This window comes from Streptomyces sannanensis (assembly GCF_039536205.1).
Taxonomy (GTDB): Bacteria; Actinomycetota; Actinomycetes; order Streptomycetales; family Streptomycetaceae; genus Streptomyces; species Streptomyces sannanensis.
On record NZ_BAAAYL010000001.1, the window covers coordinates 1,178,025 to 1,192,791 of the forward strand.

Here is a 14,767-nt window from a genome sequence, read left to right on the forward strand (position 1 = left end):
GGACCGAGGGTGCGCGCCACAGCGGAGCTAGAGCGCGAGCAGCTCCTTGGTCGTGATGGTGAGTAGCTCGGGTCCGCCGTCCGCCTCGGGGCGTACGACGAGCGTGTCATCGATCCGGACTCCGCCCCGTCCCGGGAGGTGGACTCCCGGTTCGACGGTGACCGGCACACAAACATCCAGTTTACCCATGGACTCCGGTGCCAACTGCGGGTCCTCGTCGATTTCCAGCCCGACGCCGTGCCCGGTCGACGGTGAGAGACCCTCCCCGTGCCCCGCCGAGGCAAGGACATGGCGGGCCGCCCGGTCCACGTCCCGGTACTCGGCGCCGGGGGCCAGCGCCTGCCGGCCGGCCCGCTGGGCGGCGAAGACAAGATCGTACAACTCGATCTGCCAGTCCGCCGGGGTCGTGCCGATGACGAAGGTACGTCCGACCTCGCAGCAGTAGCCGCGGTAGTTCGCGCCGAGACAGACGGAGAGGAAGTCGCCCTCCTCGACCCGCCGGTCGGAGGGCCGGTGCCCGGACTTGCCGGAGTTTGGCCCGGTGCCGACCGAGGTCGGGAAAGCGGGGCCGTCCGCGCCGTGGTCCACCAGCCTGCGCTCCAGCTCCAGCGCGAGATGGCGTTCCGTACGCCCCACCAGGATCGATTCGAGCAGTTCACCAAGGGCCTGGTCGGCGATCTCCGCCGCGATGCGCAGGCAGGCGATCTCGTCCTCGTCTTTGACGATGCGCTGCTGTTCGACCGCGCCGGCCAGATCGGAGAGCTGCACCTGGGGTGCGACGGAGCCCATGGCCCGATGCCGGGCGACGGTCAGATGGTGCTCCTCCACCGAGAGCGAGCCGACACCGGCCGTGGCCGCCAGGTCGGCGGCCGCGACCGCGGGGTCGCCGCCGGGAGTGGGCAGCACGGTGACACGCAGGTCCTCGTCGAGGCGCCCCTCGGCGGGCTCGCCGGTCGGCGCGTGGGAACACAGAAGGACGTCCTCCTGGGGCCCGAGCAGGAGCGCAGCTCCGGGCGGGACGGCGCCCGTGAGATAGCGGACATTGGCGGGCCGGGTCACCAGGGCAGCCGCGGTGCCCGCGGCGGCGTACCGGTCACGCAGCCGACCGCGACGGGCCGCATACACCTCTGACATGCAACGAGCCTACGAGCGTATGGCGCATCCCGCTGTGCGAGCGCACCCGACCGGGAGGGCGGTCCCGGGGTGCCCTGCCCCGTCCGGGTCGGCCGGTGTGTCCGGCTACCGCTGGGAGAGGTCGCCGGGGGAGCTTGAGGACACCGCCGGGGGCACAGGCGTAGCCCCCGCTACCAGCTCGGGGGGCTGGTGACCGCTCGGGCCAGCACCTCGTCGAGAACGTGAGCCGTGGTGGGCACGTCCATCTGGGAGTTGTCGATGATCGGCAGTCCGGAGCCGTACCAGCCGGCCATCCTGCCGTGGATGCCGGCGACCTCCTCGTCGGACAGTCGGCGGTTCCCACTGCGCTCGGCATTGCGTTCCAGGACGATGTCCAGGCCCGGGAGGAGGACGACGGGGAGCAGGCCGGGGCCGACGTGGCGCTTCCAGCCGCCGAGCCCGACGACCGGGCGGTCCGGGAAGACCGCGTCGTCGAGGATGCACGAGATCCCGTTCGCCAGGAAGTTCCGCGCGGCGAAGCCGCAGGTGCGGCGGGCGAGCCGGTACTGCGCCTCGGAGTGGTCGTTCCACCCGGCCTGGGGATCCGCGAAGCCCGCGCACACCCACTCGCGAACGTCATCGAGGCTGATGTGCGCCGTGGGGACACGGCGGTGCTGCGCCCAGTACCGGGCGACCGTGGTCTTGCCCGCACCCGCGGGCCCGATCAGCAGGACGGCCAGCGTGGTGATGCCGGTCCCCCCGAGCGGCGTCGCCGCCGGGACCGGTACGGGGCCCCCGGGTGGCAACTGGATGTGCCCGGTCGCATCGCGCGGCGACGAGGGCGGCGCCCATCCGGGCGGGCCGTACGTCGGCGGCAGCGGAAAACCCCCTGCATGCTGCATCCGATGGCACTCCGTCTCCTACAGGCAACTGGCGCTGGTCGAAACGGTACCGCCCCCAGCCGTCAGGGTGTGAACGGCGGGGGACGGTCCAAAGTGCCGCGTCAGCCGGTGAGTTCTTCGGCCAGGGCGCGCAGCGCGAGACGGTACGAGCCGATACCGAAGCCGGCGATCGTGCCGCTCGAGACCGCGGCCACGACCGAGGTGTGGCGGAACTCCTCGCGGGCGTACGGGTTCGAGATGTGCACCTCGATCAGTGGGGCGGTGCGCTGAGCGGCCGCGTCCCGCATCGCGTACGAATAGTGCGTGAACGCCCCGGGGTTGAGAACGACCGGGACCGAACCGTCCGCCGCCTCGTGCAGCCAACGGACCATCTCGCCCTCGTCGTTGGTCTCGCGGACCTCGACATCGAAGCCGAGCTCCTTGCCGAGCGTCCGACAGGCGGTGACCAGACCGGTGTACGACGTGGAGCCGTACACATCGGGCTCACGGGAGCCGAGCCGGCCGAGGTTGGGGCCGTTGAGGACGAACACCCGTTGCGTCACGCCGAGACCTCCCCGTACGCCGCGAGCAGGACCGCGGGGTCCGGGCCCTCCAGGACGGTCGGCTTGGCGAGGCCGTCCAGGACGATGAAGCGCAGCAGATCGCCGCGGGACTTCTTGTCGACCTTCATGGTCTCCAGCAGCCTCGGCCACTGGTCGCCGCGGTAGGTCAGCGGCAGTCCGACGGACTCGAGGACGGTGCGGTGCCGGTCCGCGGTCGCGTCGTCCAACCGACCCGCCAGGCGGCCGAGTTCGGCGGCGAAGACCATGCCGACGGAGACGGCCGCGCCGTGCCGCCACTTGTAGCGCTCGTTCTTCTCGATCGCGTGGGCCAGGGTGTGGCCGTAGTTGAGGATCTCGCGGCGGCCCGACTCCTTGAGGTCGGAGGAGACGACCTCGGCCTTGACCCGGATGGACCGCTCGATCAGCTCGGCGGTGTGCGGACCCGCGGGGGTGCGGGCGGCCGCCGGGTCGGCCTCGATCAGGTCGAGGATCACCGGGTCGGCGATGAAGCCCGCCTTGATGATCTCGGCCAGGCCGCTGACGTAGTCGTGGACCGGCAGCGACTCCAGCGCGGCCAGATCGCAGAGCACCCCGGCGGGCGGGTGGAAGGCGCCGACGAGGTTCTTGCCCTCGGCGGTGTTGATGCCGGTCTTGCCGCCGACCGCCGCGTCGACCATGGCGAGCACGGTGGTGGGGACGGCGATCCAGCGCACCCCGCGCAGCCAGGTCGCGGCCACGAAACCGGCCAGGTCGGTGGTGGCACCGCCGCCGACGCCGACGATCACGTCGGTCCGGGTGAAGCCGGACTGACCGAGCGCCTTCCAGCAGTAGGCGGCGACCTCGGCGGTCTTGGCCTCCTCGGCGTTCGGCACCTGGATGGCGATGGCCTCGAAGCCCTGGCCGGCCAGGTCGTCGCGGATCGCGTCACCGGTCCCGGCGAGCGCCTCGGGATGGATGACCGCCACACGCTGAACATCACTGCGGCGCGAAGCGCCTCCGTTGAGGGTGGCGGTGGGAGACGGGCGGGACTTGGGGCCGATCAGCCCGCCCAGCTCCCCCAGCAGCTGCCGGCCGACCAGCACCTCGTACGGGTCGGTGCCCGCTCCCCCAGCTACCGCTGGGAGGTGCCCCCAGCCGCCGATCTGGATACGGGTCACTGCCTGGTCAGTCATGCTTCCTTCAGCTCCAGTGAGTCGAGGACCGCCTCGGCGACCTCTTCGGGGGTACGTCCATCGGTGGCGACGACGATCCGGGCGACTTCGGTGTACAGGTGGCGGCGGGCCTCCATCAGCTCGCGCCACTGCTTGCGCGGGTTGACGGCGAGCAGCGGGCGGGCGACGTTCAGGCCGGTGCGCTTGACCGCCTCCTCGACGTCCATCGAGAGATAGACGACGGGCAGCCCGGACAGCAGCTCGCGGGTCCCCGCGTCGAGGATCGCGCCGCCGCCCAGCGCCAGTACGCCCCGGTGCTCGGCGACCGCGGTCCGTACCGCCTGCCGCTCCAGCTCGCGGAAGTGCGGCTCACCGTCGTTGACGAAGATGTCCGAGATCTCCTTGCCCTCGGCCGCCACGATGTCGGCGTCGGTGTCCCGGTACGTCGTGCCGAGCCGCTCCGCGAGCAGCGAGCCGACCGTGGACTTGCCGACACCCATGGGGCCGACAAGTACAACGACGGGACTGCCCGGACCGCTCATCGGATGGCCAGATTCTCGAGGTAGGACTCGACGTTGCGGCGCGTCTCGGCGACGCTGTCGCCGCCGAACTTCTCCGCGACCGCGTCCGCGAGGACGAGGGCGACCATCGCCTCGGCGACGATACCGGCGGCCGGCACCGCGCACACGTCGGAACGCTGGTGGTGCGCGGCGGCGGGCTCGCCCGTCACCACGTCGACCGTCTTCAGCGCCCGCGGCACGGTCGCGATCGGCTTCATCGCGGCCCGTACACGCAGCAGCTCGCCGGTGGTCAGACCGCCCTCGGTGCCGCCGGAACGGCCCGAGGTCCGCTTGATGCCGTCCTCGGTCGGCACGATCTCGTCGTGCGCCTGCGAGCCGGGCACCCGGGCCAGCTCGAAGCCGTCACCGACCTCGACGCCCTTGATGGCCTGGATGCCCATGAGCGCGGCGGCCAGCCGGGCGTCCAGACGCCGGTCCCAGTGCACATGCGAGCCGAGGCCCACCGGCACGCCGTAGGCCAGCACCTCGACGACCCCTCCGAGTGTGTCGCCGTCCTTGTGGGCCTGGTCGATCTCGGCGACCATCGCCTTGCTCGCGTCCGCGTCCAGGCAGCGCACCGGGTCGGCGTCCAGCTGCTCGACATCGGCGGGCGTCGGGTACACGCCGTACGGAGCCTTGGCCGCCGCCAGCTCGACGACATGCGAGACGATCTCGATCCCGGCCGTCTCCTTGAGGTAGGAACGGGCCACCGTGCCCAGCGCGACACGGGCCGCGGTCTCACGGGCGCTGGCGCGCTCCAGGATCGGCCGGGCCTCGTCGAAGCCGTACTTCTGCATGCCCGCGAGGTCCGCGTGGCCCGGGCGCGGGCGGGTCAGCGGGGCGTTACGGGCCAGTTCGGCGAGCTCGGCGGGGTCGACCGGGTCGGCCGCCATGACCTTCTCCCACTTGGGCCACTCGCTGTTCCCGACCATGATCGCGACCGGGGAGCCGAGGGTGAGCCCGTGGCGCACGCCGCCGAGGAAGGTGACTTCGTCCTTCTCGAACTTCATCCGGGCACCGCGGCCATAGCCGAGCCGCCGCCGCGCGAGCTCGTCCGCCACCATCTCCGTGGTGATCGGCACGCCGGCGGGAAGACCCTCCAGCGTCGCGACGAGTGCGGGTCCGTGTGACTCCCCGGCGGTCAGCCAGCGCAACCTGCTCAACGGTGCTCCTCATGCTCGCGCCTGCTACTGCGACGGCGCGACCGGGTGCGCGGCCTGGCCCGCCTCTTTACGATCCTCCCACGTCCAGGGGCCTGCCTCGCCGACAGTCCAGCTGTCGGACGGGCGTCTCATCCGCGGGCTCCACCACGGGCAGACGCGAGGCCGCCCCGCGGCGCAGCACCCAGCGGATACCGGTCCAGGCGAACATGGCGCCCACCAGCCCGAAAACGGTGAATTTGACCCAGCCAGGCGCATGACCGAAGGCGATCCGGACAAGCCCCCAGACAACCATGCCGATGTCCCAGGCGAAGTCGAACTTCCCGGCCAACACCTGCTCCGACATTCCGCTCACGGCGGTCCCCCCTGCATCGTTGCAGCTGGGAGTGTACCGGGACCTATCGGTCGGCCAGCGCCCGCTCTCCCGCGGCCCTCATCGCCGCGAGCGGGGCCGGGCTGCGGCCGGTCATCTGCTCGACCTGGAGTACCGCCTGGTGCACCAGGAGATCCAGGCCGCCGACGACCTTGCCGTCGCGCTCGGACCAGGCCGCGGCGAGTGCGGTCGGCCAGGGGTCGTACAACACGTCGAACAGCGTGCCCGGGCGGTCCGGGACCGCCTCGGCGAGTGCGTCCGTGGTGCCGACCGGGGTGGTGGCGATGACCAACGGGGCCCCGAAGGCCTGGGCCGCGTCCGCCCAGTCCGCGGTCCGGACGTCGACGCCGAGCCGCTCGCCCCAGCCGCGCATCTCGGCGGCGCGGGCCTCGCTGCGCACATAGGCGGTGACCGGGCCCGTACATATACGTGCCAGCGCGGCCAGCGCGGAGGACGCGGTGGCGCCCGCGCCGAGGATCGACGCGGACTCCGCCTTCTCCACGCCGCGCTCGGCCAACGCGGCGATCATGCCGGGGATGTCGGTGTTGTCGCCGACGCGGCGGCCGTCCTCGGTGAGGACGACCGTGTTGACCGCCTCGACGGAGGCGGCGGTGTCGCTGATCTCGTCGAGCAGCGGGATGACCGCCCGCTTGAGCGGCATGGTCAGCGACAGCCCCGCCCAGGAGTCGTCGAGCCCCGCGAAGAACCCGGGGAGCCCGGCCTCGTCCACCTCGTAGCGGTCGTAGGACCAGTGGGCGAGGCCGAGTGCCTCGTATGCGGCGCGGTGCAGCACCGGGGAGAGCGAGTGAGCGATGGGCGAGCCGAGTACCGCGGCCCTGCGGGACTCAGTTGATGCCCTGGTGATCATTGAACTTGTCCTTCAGCGTCTGGAACTCGGCGTACGTCTTGGCGAACTCGGTCTTGCTCATGCCGTCGGTCGCCACGAAGTACATCCAGCCGTCGTCCGTGGGGTTCACGGCCGCCGTCAGAGCCTCGTTGCCCGGGTTACTGATGGGCCCGGGGGTCAGCCCCCTCTGGGTGTAGGTGTTGTACGGGTCCTGGTTGCTGTTGGCTTCCTTCTCGGAGATCTTGATCTCGCTCTGGCCCAGGAGGTAATTGAGGGCGGAGTCGAACTGGAGCTTCTGGTTGGTCTCCGTGTTGGTGGGCTTGAGTCGGTTGTAGATGACCTCGGACATCTTCCGGAAGTCGTCGTGCGTCTTGCCCTCGACCTGCACCAGGCTGGCGAGCGTGAGCAACTGCCAGGGGCCTTCGAGGCCCATGGCCTTCGCCTTGTCCTCCAGGCCGAACGCCTCGTACTCCTCGTTGGCACGCGCCACCATCTGCTTGAGCACTGCCTCGGGCTTCATCCCCAGTGCGACCGGGTAGCGCGCGGGGAACAGGAAGCCCTCCAGCGGGTCCTTGACGTTCGGGTGGCCTTTCGCCCAGGCCGGCAGGCCCAGGTCGTTGGCGGACGCCTTGGCTGCCGCCTTGGTCGTTCCGGCCGACAGGCCCAGCTTCTTGTCGATGGCGGCGTACACCTGCGCGTTGCGCATTCCCTCAGGAATGATGAGCACGCTCAGGCTGGAGGGGTCGAGCATCATCTTGACCGCGTTGGCCGCGGACATGCCCTTTTTCAGGATGTAGACACCGGGCTGAATGGACTTGCCGTTGGGGTTCTGTTCCTGCGCCGCGACGAACGCGCCCCGGCTCTTGACCACACCGTTCTTGACGAGGATGTCGCCGATTTCGTAGCCGCCGGCGTCCTGGGGGATCTCGACCTGGACCTTGCCGCTGCCGGCTCCCTCGTAATCGGGGGCGGCACCGAAACGCGCCTGGTAGAACTGGTAACCGTAGTAGCCGACACCGCTGACGCCGCCGACGAGGACCACGGAGACGAAGAGGCAGGCGACGCCGTTGCGGCTCTTCTTCTTTTTCTTCGAGCGGCCACCGCCTCCGCCCCGGCGGGAGCCGCGCGGCTCCTCGTCATGGCCGTCGTCGTCGGATTCGGCCCCGTCGGAGAAGAACGGGTGCTCCTCCGGCTCCTCCTCCACCGGGTGGGCCTGCTCGGGGACCATGCGATGGCCGGGTGGCTGCGGCGGAGGATAGGCCTCCGGGGTGCCGTAGTAGTCCGGTGTCTGACCGTCGTAACCGACCGGGGGCTGCTGGGCGTACGGGTCGTACGCCGCCACGACCTGCTGACCCGTGTCCCAGTAGTACTGCTCCTGCGGCTGCTGCTGGGGGTGCTGCTGCGGCTGGGGCTGCTGGGGCTGCTGCAGCGGCTGGCCCTGCTGGTACTGGTACGGGTCGTACTGCTGCTGGCCGTACCCGGGCTGCTGCTGGCCGTCGTACGGAGGCTGCTGCTGCGCGGCCCAACCCCCGGCGTCACCGTAGAGAGGGTCCTCGGGATGCCACGGTTCGGGGCCTGCGCCCCGGCCATACTCAGTCATCGGTCCCCTAGAGCCGCGAGGCATCCGGTCGGTCCGCCTCTTCCTTGTACGGCGGCCGTTCGAGCGCCACCGCATCGCGCGGAACGTTACCGTATCGCGATCAGATGACCACTTCGACGCCCTCGCCGGGAGGATTACCCGATACCCGTTCAGACTCAAGAGCGTTCTGAAGGATGATCACAGCGGCTGCCTGGTCGATGACCGACCGGCCCTTCTTGGACTTCACCCCGGACGCGCGCAGGCCCTGAGTGGCCGTCACCGTGGTCATGCGCTCGTCGACGAGCCGCACCGGGACCGGTGCGATACCGCGGGCGAGCTCCTGGGCGAACTTGCGGACCTTGGCGGCCGCCGGGCCCTCCCGCCCGCTCAGCGAGCGGGGAAGGCCCACGACGACCTCGATGGGCTCGTACTCCTCGACGATCTGCCGCAGGCGCCGGTGGGCGGCCGGGATGTCACGTCCCGGCACGGTCTCCACCGGCGTGGCAAGGAGCCCGTCGGGGTCGCACGAGGCGACCCCGATACGGGCGTCCCCGACGTCGATCGCGAGACGACGTCCTCGGCGCATGACCATCAGGCCGTCTCGGTGACGAGACGCTCGACGGCGGCGATGGCGTCGCCGATGGCGTCCGGGTTCTGGCCGCCGCCCTGGGCGACGTCGGGCTTGCCGCCACCGCCGCCGCCGAGGGTCTTGGCGGCGGTGCGGACCAGCTCGCCGGCCTTGAGGCCGCGCTCGCGGGCGGCCTCGTTGGTGGCGATGACCGTCAGCGGACGGCCGTTGGCCGTGGTGAACAGGGCCACGACGGCGGCCCGGTCCCCCGGGATGCGCCCACGGACGTCCAGGACCAGCTTGCGCAGGTCGTCGGCGGAGGTGCCGTCCGGCACCTGGCCGGTGACAAGTGCGACGCCCCGCACGTCCTTGGCGCCCTCGGCGAGACCGGCGGCCGCGGCGAGGACCTTCTCCGCGCGGAACTTCTCGATCTCCTTCTCGGCGTCCTTCAGCTTGGCGAGCATGCCGGAGATCTTCTCGGGGAGCTCCTCGGGACGGCCCTTGACCAGCTCCTGGAGCTGGGCGACGACCGTGTGCTCCCTGGCGAGGAAGTTGTAGGCGTCCACGCCGACCAGGGCCTCGATACGGCGCACACCCGAACCGATGGACGACTCGCCCAGCAGCTTCACCAGACCCAGCTGGGCGGTGTTGCGGACGTGCGTACCGCCGCACAGCTCCTTGGAGAAGTCGCCGATGGTGACGACGCGGACCTGCTCGCCGTACTTCTCACCGAACTCGGCGATGGCGCCCTGCCGCTTGGCCTCGTCGATCGGCATGACCTCGGCGTGCACCTCGAGCTCACGCGAGAGCACCTCGTTGATCTTCTGCTCGACGTCGGTGAGGACCGTGCCGGGCACGGCGCTCGGGGAGCCGAAGTCGAAGCGGAAGCGGCCGGGCGAGTTCTCGGAGCCGGCCTGGGCGGCCGTCGGGCCGAGCGCGTCGCGCAGCGCCTGGTGGGTCAGGTGGGTTGCGCTGTGGGCGCGGGCGATGGCGCGGCGGCGCCTGACATCGATGGTGGAGTAGGCGGAGGAGCCGACCGTCACCTCGCCGACCTGGACGGAGCCCTTGTGGACGGACACGCCCGGGACCGGCTGCTGGACGTCACGGATCTCGATGACCGCGCCGGAGTGCAGCTTGATACGGCCCTGGTCGGCCAGCTGACCGCCGCCCTCGGCGTAGAACGGGGTGCGGTCGAGGACGACCTCGACCTCGTCGCCCTCGGAGGCGGCCGGCGACGGGACACCGTTGACCAGCAGACCGACGACCGTGGATTCGCCCTCGGTGTTGGTGTAGCCGGTGAACTGGGTGGCGCCGGAGCTGTCGGCGATCTCGCGGTAGGCGGAGACATCGGCGTGGCCGGTCTTCTTGGCCTTGGCATCGGCCTTGGCGCGCTCCCGCTGCTCCTTCATCAGGCGGCGGAAGCCTTCCTCGTCCACGGTCAGGCCCTGCTCGGCGGCCATCTCGAGGGTGAGGTCGATCGGGAAGCCCCAGGTGTCGTGGAGCAGGAACGCCTTGTCGCCGGCGAGGACCTTGCCGCCGCCGGCCTTGGTCTCGGTCACGGCGGTGTCGAGGATGTTGGTGCCGGCCTTCAGCGTCTTGAGGAAGGCGGCCTCCTCGGCGAGCGCGACGGTCTCGATGCGCTTGCGGTCGGTCTCCAGCTCCGGGTACTGCTCGCCCATCGTCCTGATGACGGTGTCGACGAGCTCGCCGACGACCGGGCCGGTGGCGCCGAGCATGCGCATGTTGCGGATGGCGCGGCGCATGATGCGGCGCAGGACGTAGCCGCGGCCCTCGTTGCCGGGGGTGACGCCGTCACCGATGAGCATCGCGGACGTACGCATGTGGTCGGCGACCACGCGCAGCGAGACGTCGCTGTCGTGGGCCTTGCCGTAGGCGACACCGGTGAGCTCGGTGGCCTTGTCGATGACGACCTTGAGGGTGTCGGTCTCGTACATGTTCTGGACGCCCTGGAGGATCATCGCCAGGCGTTCCATGCCGAGACCGGTGTCGATGTTCTTGCTCGGCAGGTCACCGAGGATCTCGAAGTCCTCCTTGCCGGTGCCCTGGCCGCGCTCGAACTGCATGAAGACCAGGTTCCAGATCTCCACGTACCGCTCGTCGTTGACGGCCGGGCCGCCCTCGACGCCGAAGTCGGGACCGCGGTCGTAGTTGATCTCGGAGCAGGGGCCGCAGGGGCCGGGGACGCCCATGGACCAGAAGTTGTCCTTCTTGCCCAGGCGCTGGATGCGCTCGGCGGGGACGCCCACGACGTCACGCCAGATGGCCTCGGCGTCATCATCGTCTTGGTAGACCGTGATCCAGAGCTTCTCCGCCTCCAGCCCGTAGCCGCCGTGCTCCACCGGAGCGGTCAGCAGCTCCCAGGCGAGCTTGATGGCGCCTTCCTTGAAGTAGTCGCCGAACGAGAAGTTGCCGCACATCTGGAAGAACGTGCCATGGCGGGTGGTCTTGCCGACCTCTTCGATGTCCGGCGTACGGACGCACTTCTGCACGCTGGCGGCACGCGGGAACGGCGGCTTGACCTCGCCCAGGAAGTAGGGCTTGAACGGCACCATGCCGGCCGGGACCAGGAGCAGAGTCGGGTCGTCCGCGATGAGCGACGCCGAAGGCACGACGGTGTGCCCGCGCTCCTCGAAGAAGCTCAGCCAGCGGCGGCGGATTTCAGCCGACTCCATCAGTGGTCCTCATTCCGGTTGTACGAGTACTTGGTGTAGGGGAGAGCGGCGAGACGCCGCTGCGCGGGAAGTTCGGGATCGTGGTCGACCGGCACCTCCAGGCCCAGCGCCTCACCCAGTTCGGCCTCGCGCTGAAGCATGCCCGCCCTGACGTCCAGGGCGAGGTCCTTGATCCGGTGGCCGGTCTCGATCGCCTTGTTCGCGGCCTGGGCGGCGAGGCTCTCCGGGGTCAGCTGCTTGAGCTTGCGGTTGACCTTGGTGGTGGCCCACACGCCGGCTGCGGCGCCCGCGGTGAACCAGAACGTACGACGGAACATCGCAGTGTCAGTCCTTCTTCCGCCCTCGCCGCGCAGACGGCAGGGTGCGTCCGACGATCACGGTGCGGGGCGGCTCGGGCGGCGTCTTGCGGCCGATGGCCCGGCGCACCCCGTATCCGAAGGCCGCGACCTTGATCAGCGGACCGCCGAAGGTCGAGGCCACGGTGGTGGAGAGCGCGGAGGCGTTGGAAGTGACCTCCTGGACGTCCGAGGCGATGGCGTCGACCCGGTCCAGCTGGGTCTGCGCGGAGCGCACAGTCGCGGAGGCGTCGGCGAGCAGCGGCACGGCCTGCTCGGTCACGTCCGCCACCAGCTTGGTGGCGGCTCTGAGGATCTGGGCCAGCCTCACCAGCACCACGGCGAGGAAGGAGACCAGGATCGCCCAGAAGACGGCCACCAGGATGCCGGCCACCTCTCCACCGGACACTTCGCACCGCTCCTTGCACTTCGAAAGTCGTTCTCCGACCCTATCGCGCCGCGGGTGGCGCCCAGTACCGCATTTGGCGTGATCAGCCTCGAAAAGGCGCTCGGAGAAAGCCCCGAGCCGGGAAGGGCCGGAAACGCGGAAGCCCGCCGCCTTCCGCTCCGTGCGGAGCGGAAGACGACGGGCTGAGCGCTTGGTGCGGGACTACGTCCGGATCAACGGGCGTAGTACTCGACGACGAGCTGCTCGTCGCAGATCACCGGGATCTCCTTGCGCTGCGGGTCGCGGTCCAGGCGGAACGCCAGGGCCTTCAGGTTGACCTGCAGGTAGCGCGGGGTCTCGCCCTCGCCGGCGTAGCCACCCTCACGGGCGACCTGGAAGGGGTGCTTGTCGCGGCTGCGCTCGCGGACCGTCACGACGTCGTCGGGGCGGACGCGGAAGGACGGGCGGTCGACCTTCTTGCCGTTGACCTCGATGTGGCCGTGAACGACCATCTGGCGGGCCTGGTAGATGGTGCGGGCGAGGCCCGAACGCAGAACCAGGGCGTCGAGACGGCGCTCGAGCTCGACGACCAGCGCCTCGCCCGTCTTGCCCGTGACCTTCTTCGCGCGGTCGTAGGCGCGGGCCAGCTGCTTCTCGCTGATGTCGTACTGTGCGCGCAGACGCTGCTTCTCGAGCAGACGGACCTTGTAGTCCGAGTTCTGCTTGCGGCCGCGGCCGTGCTCACCCGGCGGGTAGGGGCGGGCCTCGAAGTACTTGACGGCCTTCGGGGTCAGCGCGATGCCGAGGGCACGCGACTTCTTGACCTTGGGGCGGGACTGGTTCGCCATGAACCAAACCTCATCTCGTTCGTATCGGCTTCACCAGGGTTAAGGGAGGTCGCTGACTCGCAGTCGGGGAAACTCGCCACTGTCCGAGCGGGCTCGGACGAGGCGAGCAGCCGCTCCCCTGATCTGGGCACGTATGTGCAGCGCACGAACAGCCCACCTACCTCGGGGATGCCGGGTGGTGGGCGGCCCGCGACACCTTCAACGGTGCGCGACGCTCCTGGAGCGGGCCGCCCGGGGACGGTGCTCCGGCTGGGTGTCCCGCTCTGGTGGGGCCGGACGGATCCGGCACGGGACTCAGCACTTCGGTTCATCCTACCCGGTCAGGAGGACTGCTCCTCGCCGGCCCTGCCCAGGCGCTTCCTGGTCCAGGCGACGGTGTCGGCGTAGCGGGCCTCGGCCCCGTGACGGGTGGGGTGGTAGTAGAGCTTGTTCCGCACGGCTTCCGGGGCGTACTGCTGGGCGGCGATGCCCTCGGGTATGTCGTGCGGATACACATAGCCCTGGGCGTGGCCGAGCTTGGCCGCGCCCTTGTAGTGGCCGTCGCGCAAATGCGGCGGGACCGGGCCGGCCAGGCCGTTCCGCACGTCCTCCATCGCTGCGAAGATCGCTGTGGTGGCGGCATTGGACTTGGGCGCCAGGGCGAGCGCGATGGTGGCGTGGCTGAGGGTGAGGGCCGCCTCGGGGAAGCCGATCAGCGCGACGGCCTGGGCGGCGGCGACGGCGGTCTGCAGGGCCGTCGGGTCGGCGAGACCGATGTCCTCACTGGCGGAGATCATGAGCCGCCTGGCGATGAAGCGGGGGTCCTCCCCCGCCTCGATCATGCGGGCCAGATAGTGCAGCGCGGCGTCCACGTCGGAGCCGCGGATTGACTTGATCAGGGCGCTCGCCACGTCGTAGTGCTGGTCGCCGTCGCGGTCGTATTTCACCGCCGCACGGTCGACGGTCTCCTCGACGGTGCCGAGGGTGATCTCCTTCTCGCCCTTGGCGAGGGCCGCGCCCGCGGCCGCCTCCAGGGCGGTCAGGGCCCGGCGTGCGTCCCCGCCCGCGATGCGCAGCAGATGCCCCTCGGCATCCTCGGGCAGTGTCACCACGCCGCCGAGCCCGCGCTCCTCCGTGAGCGCGCGGCGCAGCAGTCCGCTGAGGTCCTGGTCGGTGAGCGGCTCCAGGGTGAGCAGCAGCGAGCGGGAGAGCAGCGGGGAGATCACCGAGAAGTACGGGTTCTCGGTGGTCGCGGCGATGAGGGTGACCCAGCGGTTCTCCACGGCCGGCAGCAGGGAGTCCTGCTGGGCCTTGCTGAAGCGATGGATCTCGTCGAGGAAGAGAACGGTCTCCTTGCCGAAGCCGCCGGCGGCGCGGCGGGCGCCGTCGATGACGGCCCTCACTTCCTTGACCCCGGCGGTGATCGCGGAGAGCTCGACGAAGCGCTTGTTGGTGGCCTTGCTGACCACGTACGCCAGGGTCGTCTTGCCGATGCCGGGCGGTCCCCAGAGGATCACCGAGGAGGGCCCCGCCGGGCCGCCGCTGCCTTCGCCCACGAGCCGGCGCAGGGGCGACCCCGGCTTCAGCAGATGCCGCTGGCCGACGACCTCGTCAAGGATGCGCGGACGCATCCGTACGGCCAGCGGACTGCTCGCCGGGTCCTTCTCCTGGCGGTCCTCTGCGGCTGCGGTGAACAGATCGGGCTCCACGCAAGCAGCCTAGGGCACCT

Annotated in this window: 15 protein-coding genes; all 15 read right to left on the reverse strand. The window is 70.4% G+C overall.

Features of this window, described 5'->3' with window-relative positions:
• Window positions 1-27: 27 nt before the first annotated feature.
• Window positions 28-1,134, reverse strand: a complete 1,107-nt coding sequence (locus tag ABD858_RS05325; RefSeq protein ID WP_345034919.1) for a M24 family metallopeptidase — start codon at window positions 1,132-1,134, stop codon at window positions 28-30.
• Window positions 1,135-1,304: 170 nt separating this feature from the next.
• Entirely contained in the window at window positions 1,305-2,015 is a 711-nt protein-coding gene (locus tag ABD858_RS05330; RefSeq protein WP_345034920.1) for a P-loop nucleotide/nucleoside kinase family protein, read from the reverse strand.
• 101 nt (window positions 2,016-2,116) lie between these two features.
• Window positions 2,117-2,557 carry a type II 3-dehydroquinate dehydratase gene (aroQ, locus tag ABD858_RS05335; protein ID WP_345034921.1) on the reverse strand — a complete coding sequence of 147 codons (441 nt, stop codon included), beginning with the start codon at window positions 2,555-2,557 and terminating at the stop codon, window positions 2,117-2,119.
• Window positions 2,554-3,729, reverse strand: coding sequence for a 3-dehydroquinate synthase (gene aroB / locus ABD858_RS05340; RefSeq protein WP_345034922.1), 1,176 nt, complete (start codon window positions 3,727-3,729; stop codon window positions 2,554-2,556). The genes aroQ and aroB overlap by 4 nt, the downstream gene beginning before the upstream one ends.
• Window positions 3,726-4,250: a shikimate kinase gene (locus tag ABD858_RS05345; protein WP_345034923.1), complete on the reverse strand. Its 525-nt coding sequence runs from the start codon at window positions 4,248-4,250 to the stop codon at window positions 3,726-3,728. Before ABD858_RS05345 ends, aroB begins: the two co-directional genes overlap by 4 nt.
• Complete coding sequence (aroC, locus tag ABD858_RS05350) at window positions 4,247-5,431, reverse strand: chorismate synthase (RefSeq protein WP_345034924.1); 1,185 nt, start codon at window positions 5,429-5,431, stop codon at window positions 4,247-4,249. The genes ABD858_RS05345 and aroC overlap by 4 nt, the downstream gene beginning before the upstream one ends.
• A gap of 67 nt (window positions 5,432-5,498) precedes the next feature.
• The gene (locus ABD858_RS05355) at window positions 5,499-5,783 is read right to left on the reverse strand and encodes a hypothetical protein (protein WP_345034925.1); all 285 of its coding nucleotides are present in this window, start codon (window positions 5,781-5,783) and stop codon (window positions 5,499-5,501) included.
• Between the two features lie 43 nt (window positions 5,784-5,826).
• Window positions 5,827-6,669 carry a shikimate dehydrogenase gene (locus ABD858_RS05360; RefSeq protein WP_345034927.1) on the reverse strand — a complete coding sequence of 281 codons (843 nt, stop codon included), beginning with the start codon at window positions 6,667-6,669 and terminating at the stop codon, window positions 5,827-5,829.
• Window positions 6,647-8,248 (reverse strand): endolytic transglycosylase MltG, encoded by a 1,602-nt coding sequence (gene mltG / locus ABD858_RS05365; protein WP_345034929.1) that lies wholly within the window; start codon window positions 8,246-8,248, stop codon window positions 6,647-6,649. The genes ABD858_RS05360 and mltG overlap by 23 nt, the downstream gene beginning before the upstream one ends.
• 100 nt (window positions 8,249-8,348) lie before the next feature.
• Window positions 8,349-8,813: a Holliday junction resolvase RuvX gene (gene ruvX, locus ABD858_RS05370; protein ID WP_345034930.1), complete on the reverse strand. Its 465-nt coding sequence runs from the start codon at window positions 8,811-8,813 to the stop codon at window positions 8,349-8,351.
• Between the two features lie 5 nt (window positions 8,814-8,818).
• Window positions 8,819-11,488, reverse strand: coding sequence for an alanine--tRNA ligase (alaS, locus tag ABD858_RS05375; RefSeq protein ID WP_345034931.1), 2,670 nt, complete (start codon window positions 11,486-11,488; stop codon window positions 8,819-8,821).
• Window positions 11,488-11,805 carry a hypothetical protein gene (locus ABD858_RS05380; protein WP_345034932.1) on the reverse strand — a complete coding sequence of 106 codons (318 nt, stop codon included), beginning with the start codon at window positions 11,803-11,805 and terminating at the stop codon, window positions 11,488-11,490. Before ABD858_RS05380 ends, alaS begins: the two co-directional genes overlap by 1 nt.
• 7 nt (window positions 11,806-11,812) lie before the next feature.
• Window positions 11,813-12,232: a DUF948 domain-containing protein gene (locus ABD858_RS05385; RefSeq protein ID WP_345034933.1), complete on the reverse strand. Its 420-nt coding sequence runs from the start codon at window positions 12,230-12,232 to the stop codon at window positions 11,813-11,815.
• A gap of 212 nt (window positions 12,233-12,444) precedes the next feature.
• Window positions 12,445-13,059: a 30S ribosomal protein S4 gene (gene rpsD, locus ABD858_RS05390; RefSeq protein WP_345034934.1), complete on the reverse strand. Its 615-nt coding sequence runs from the start codon at window positions 13,057-13,059 to the stop codon at window positions 12,445-12,447.
• Window positions 13,060-13,379: 320 nt separating this feature from the next.
• Window positions 13,380-14,747 carry a replication-associated recombination protein A gene (locus tag ABD858_RS05395; RefSeq protein ID WP_345034936.1) on the reverse strand — a complete coding sequence of 456 codons (1,368 nt, stop codon included), beginning with the start codon at window positions 14,745-14,747 and terminating at the stop codon, window positions 13,380-13,382.
• Window positions 14,748-14,767 lie beyond the last annotated feature (20 nt).

Excerpts from the sequence above, each read along its gene's own strand:
- alaS (WP_345034931.1), bottom strand. The coding sequence starts at position 11,488 with ATGGAGTCGGCTGAAATCCGCCGCCGCTGGCTGAGCTTCTTCGAGGAG.
- ABD858_RS05345 (WP_345034923.1), bottom strand. The coding sequence starts at position 4,250 with ATGAGCGGTCCGGGCAGTCCCGTCGTTGTACTTGTCGGCCCCATGGGT.
- aroB (WP_345034922.1), bottom strand. The coding sequence starts at position 3,729 with ATGACTGACCAGGCAGTGACCCGTATCCAGATCGGCGGCTGGGGGCAC.
- ABD858_RS05380 (WP_345034932.1), bottom strand. The coding sequence starts at position 11,805 with ATGTTCCGTCGTACGTTCTGGTTCACCGCGGGCGCCGCAGCCGGCGTG.
- rpsD (WP_345034934.1), bottom strand. The coding sequence starts at position 13,059 with ATGGCGAACCAGTCCCGCCCCAAGGTCAAGAAGTCGCGTGCCCTCGGC.
- ruvX (WP_345034930.1), bottom strand. The coding sequence starts at position 8,813 with ATGCGCCGAGGACGTCGTCTCGCGATCGACGTCGGGGACGCCCGTATC.
- ABD858_RS05330 (WP_345034920.1), bottom strand. The coding sequence starts at position 2,015 with ATGCAGCATGCAGGGGGTTTTCCGCTGCCGCCGACGTACGGCCCGCCC.
- ABD858_RS05325 (WP_345034919.1), bottom strand. The coding sequence starts at position 1,134 with ATGTCAGAGGTGTATGCGGCCCGTCGCGGTCGGCTGCGTGACCGGTAC.
- mltG (WP_345034929.1), bottom strand. The coding sequence starts at position 8,248 with ATGACTGAGTATGGCCGGGGCGCAGGCCCCGAACCGTGGCATCCCGAG.
- ABD858_RS05360 (WP_345034927.1), bottom strand. The coding sequence starts at position 6,669 with ATGATCACCAGGGCATCAACTGAGTCCCGCAGGGCCGCGGTACTCGGC.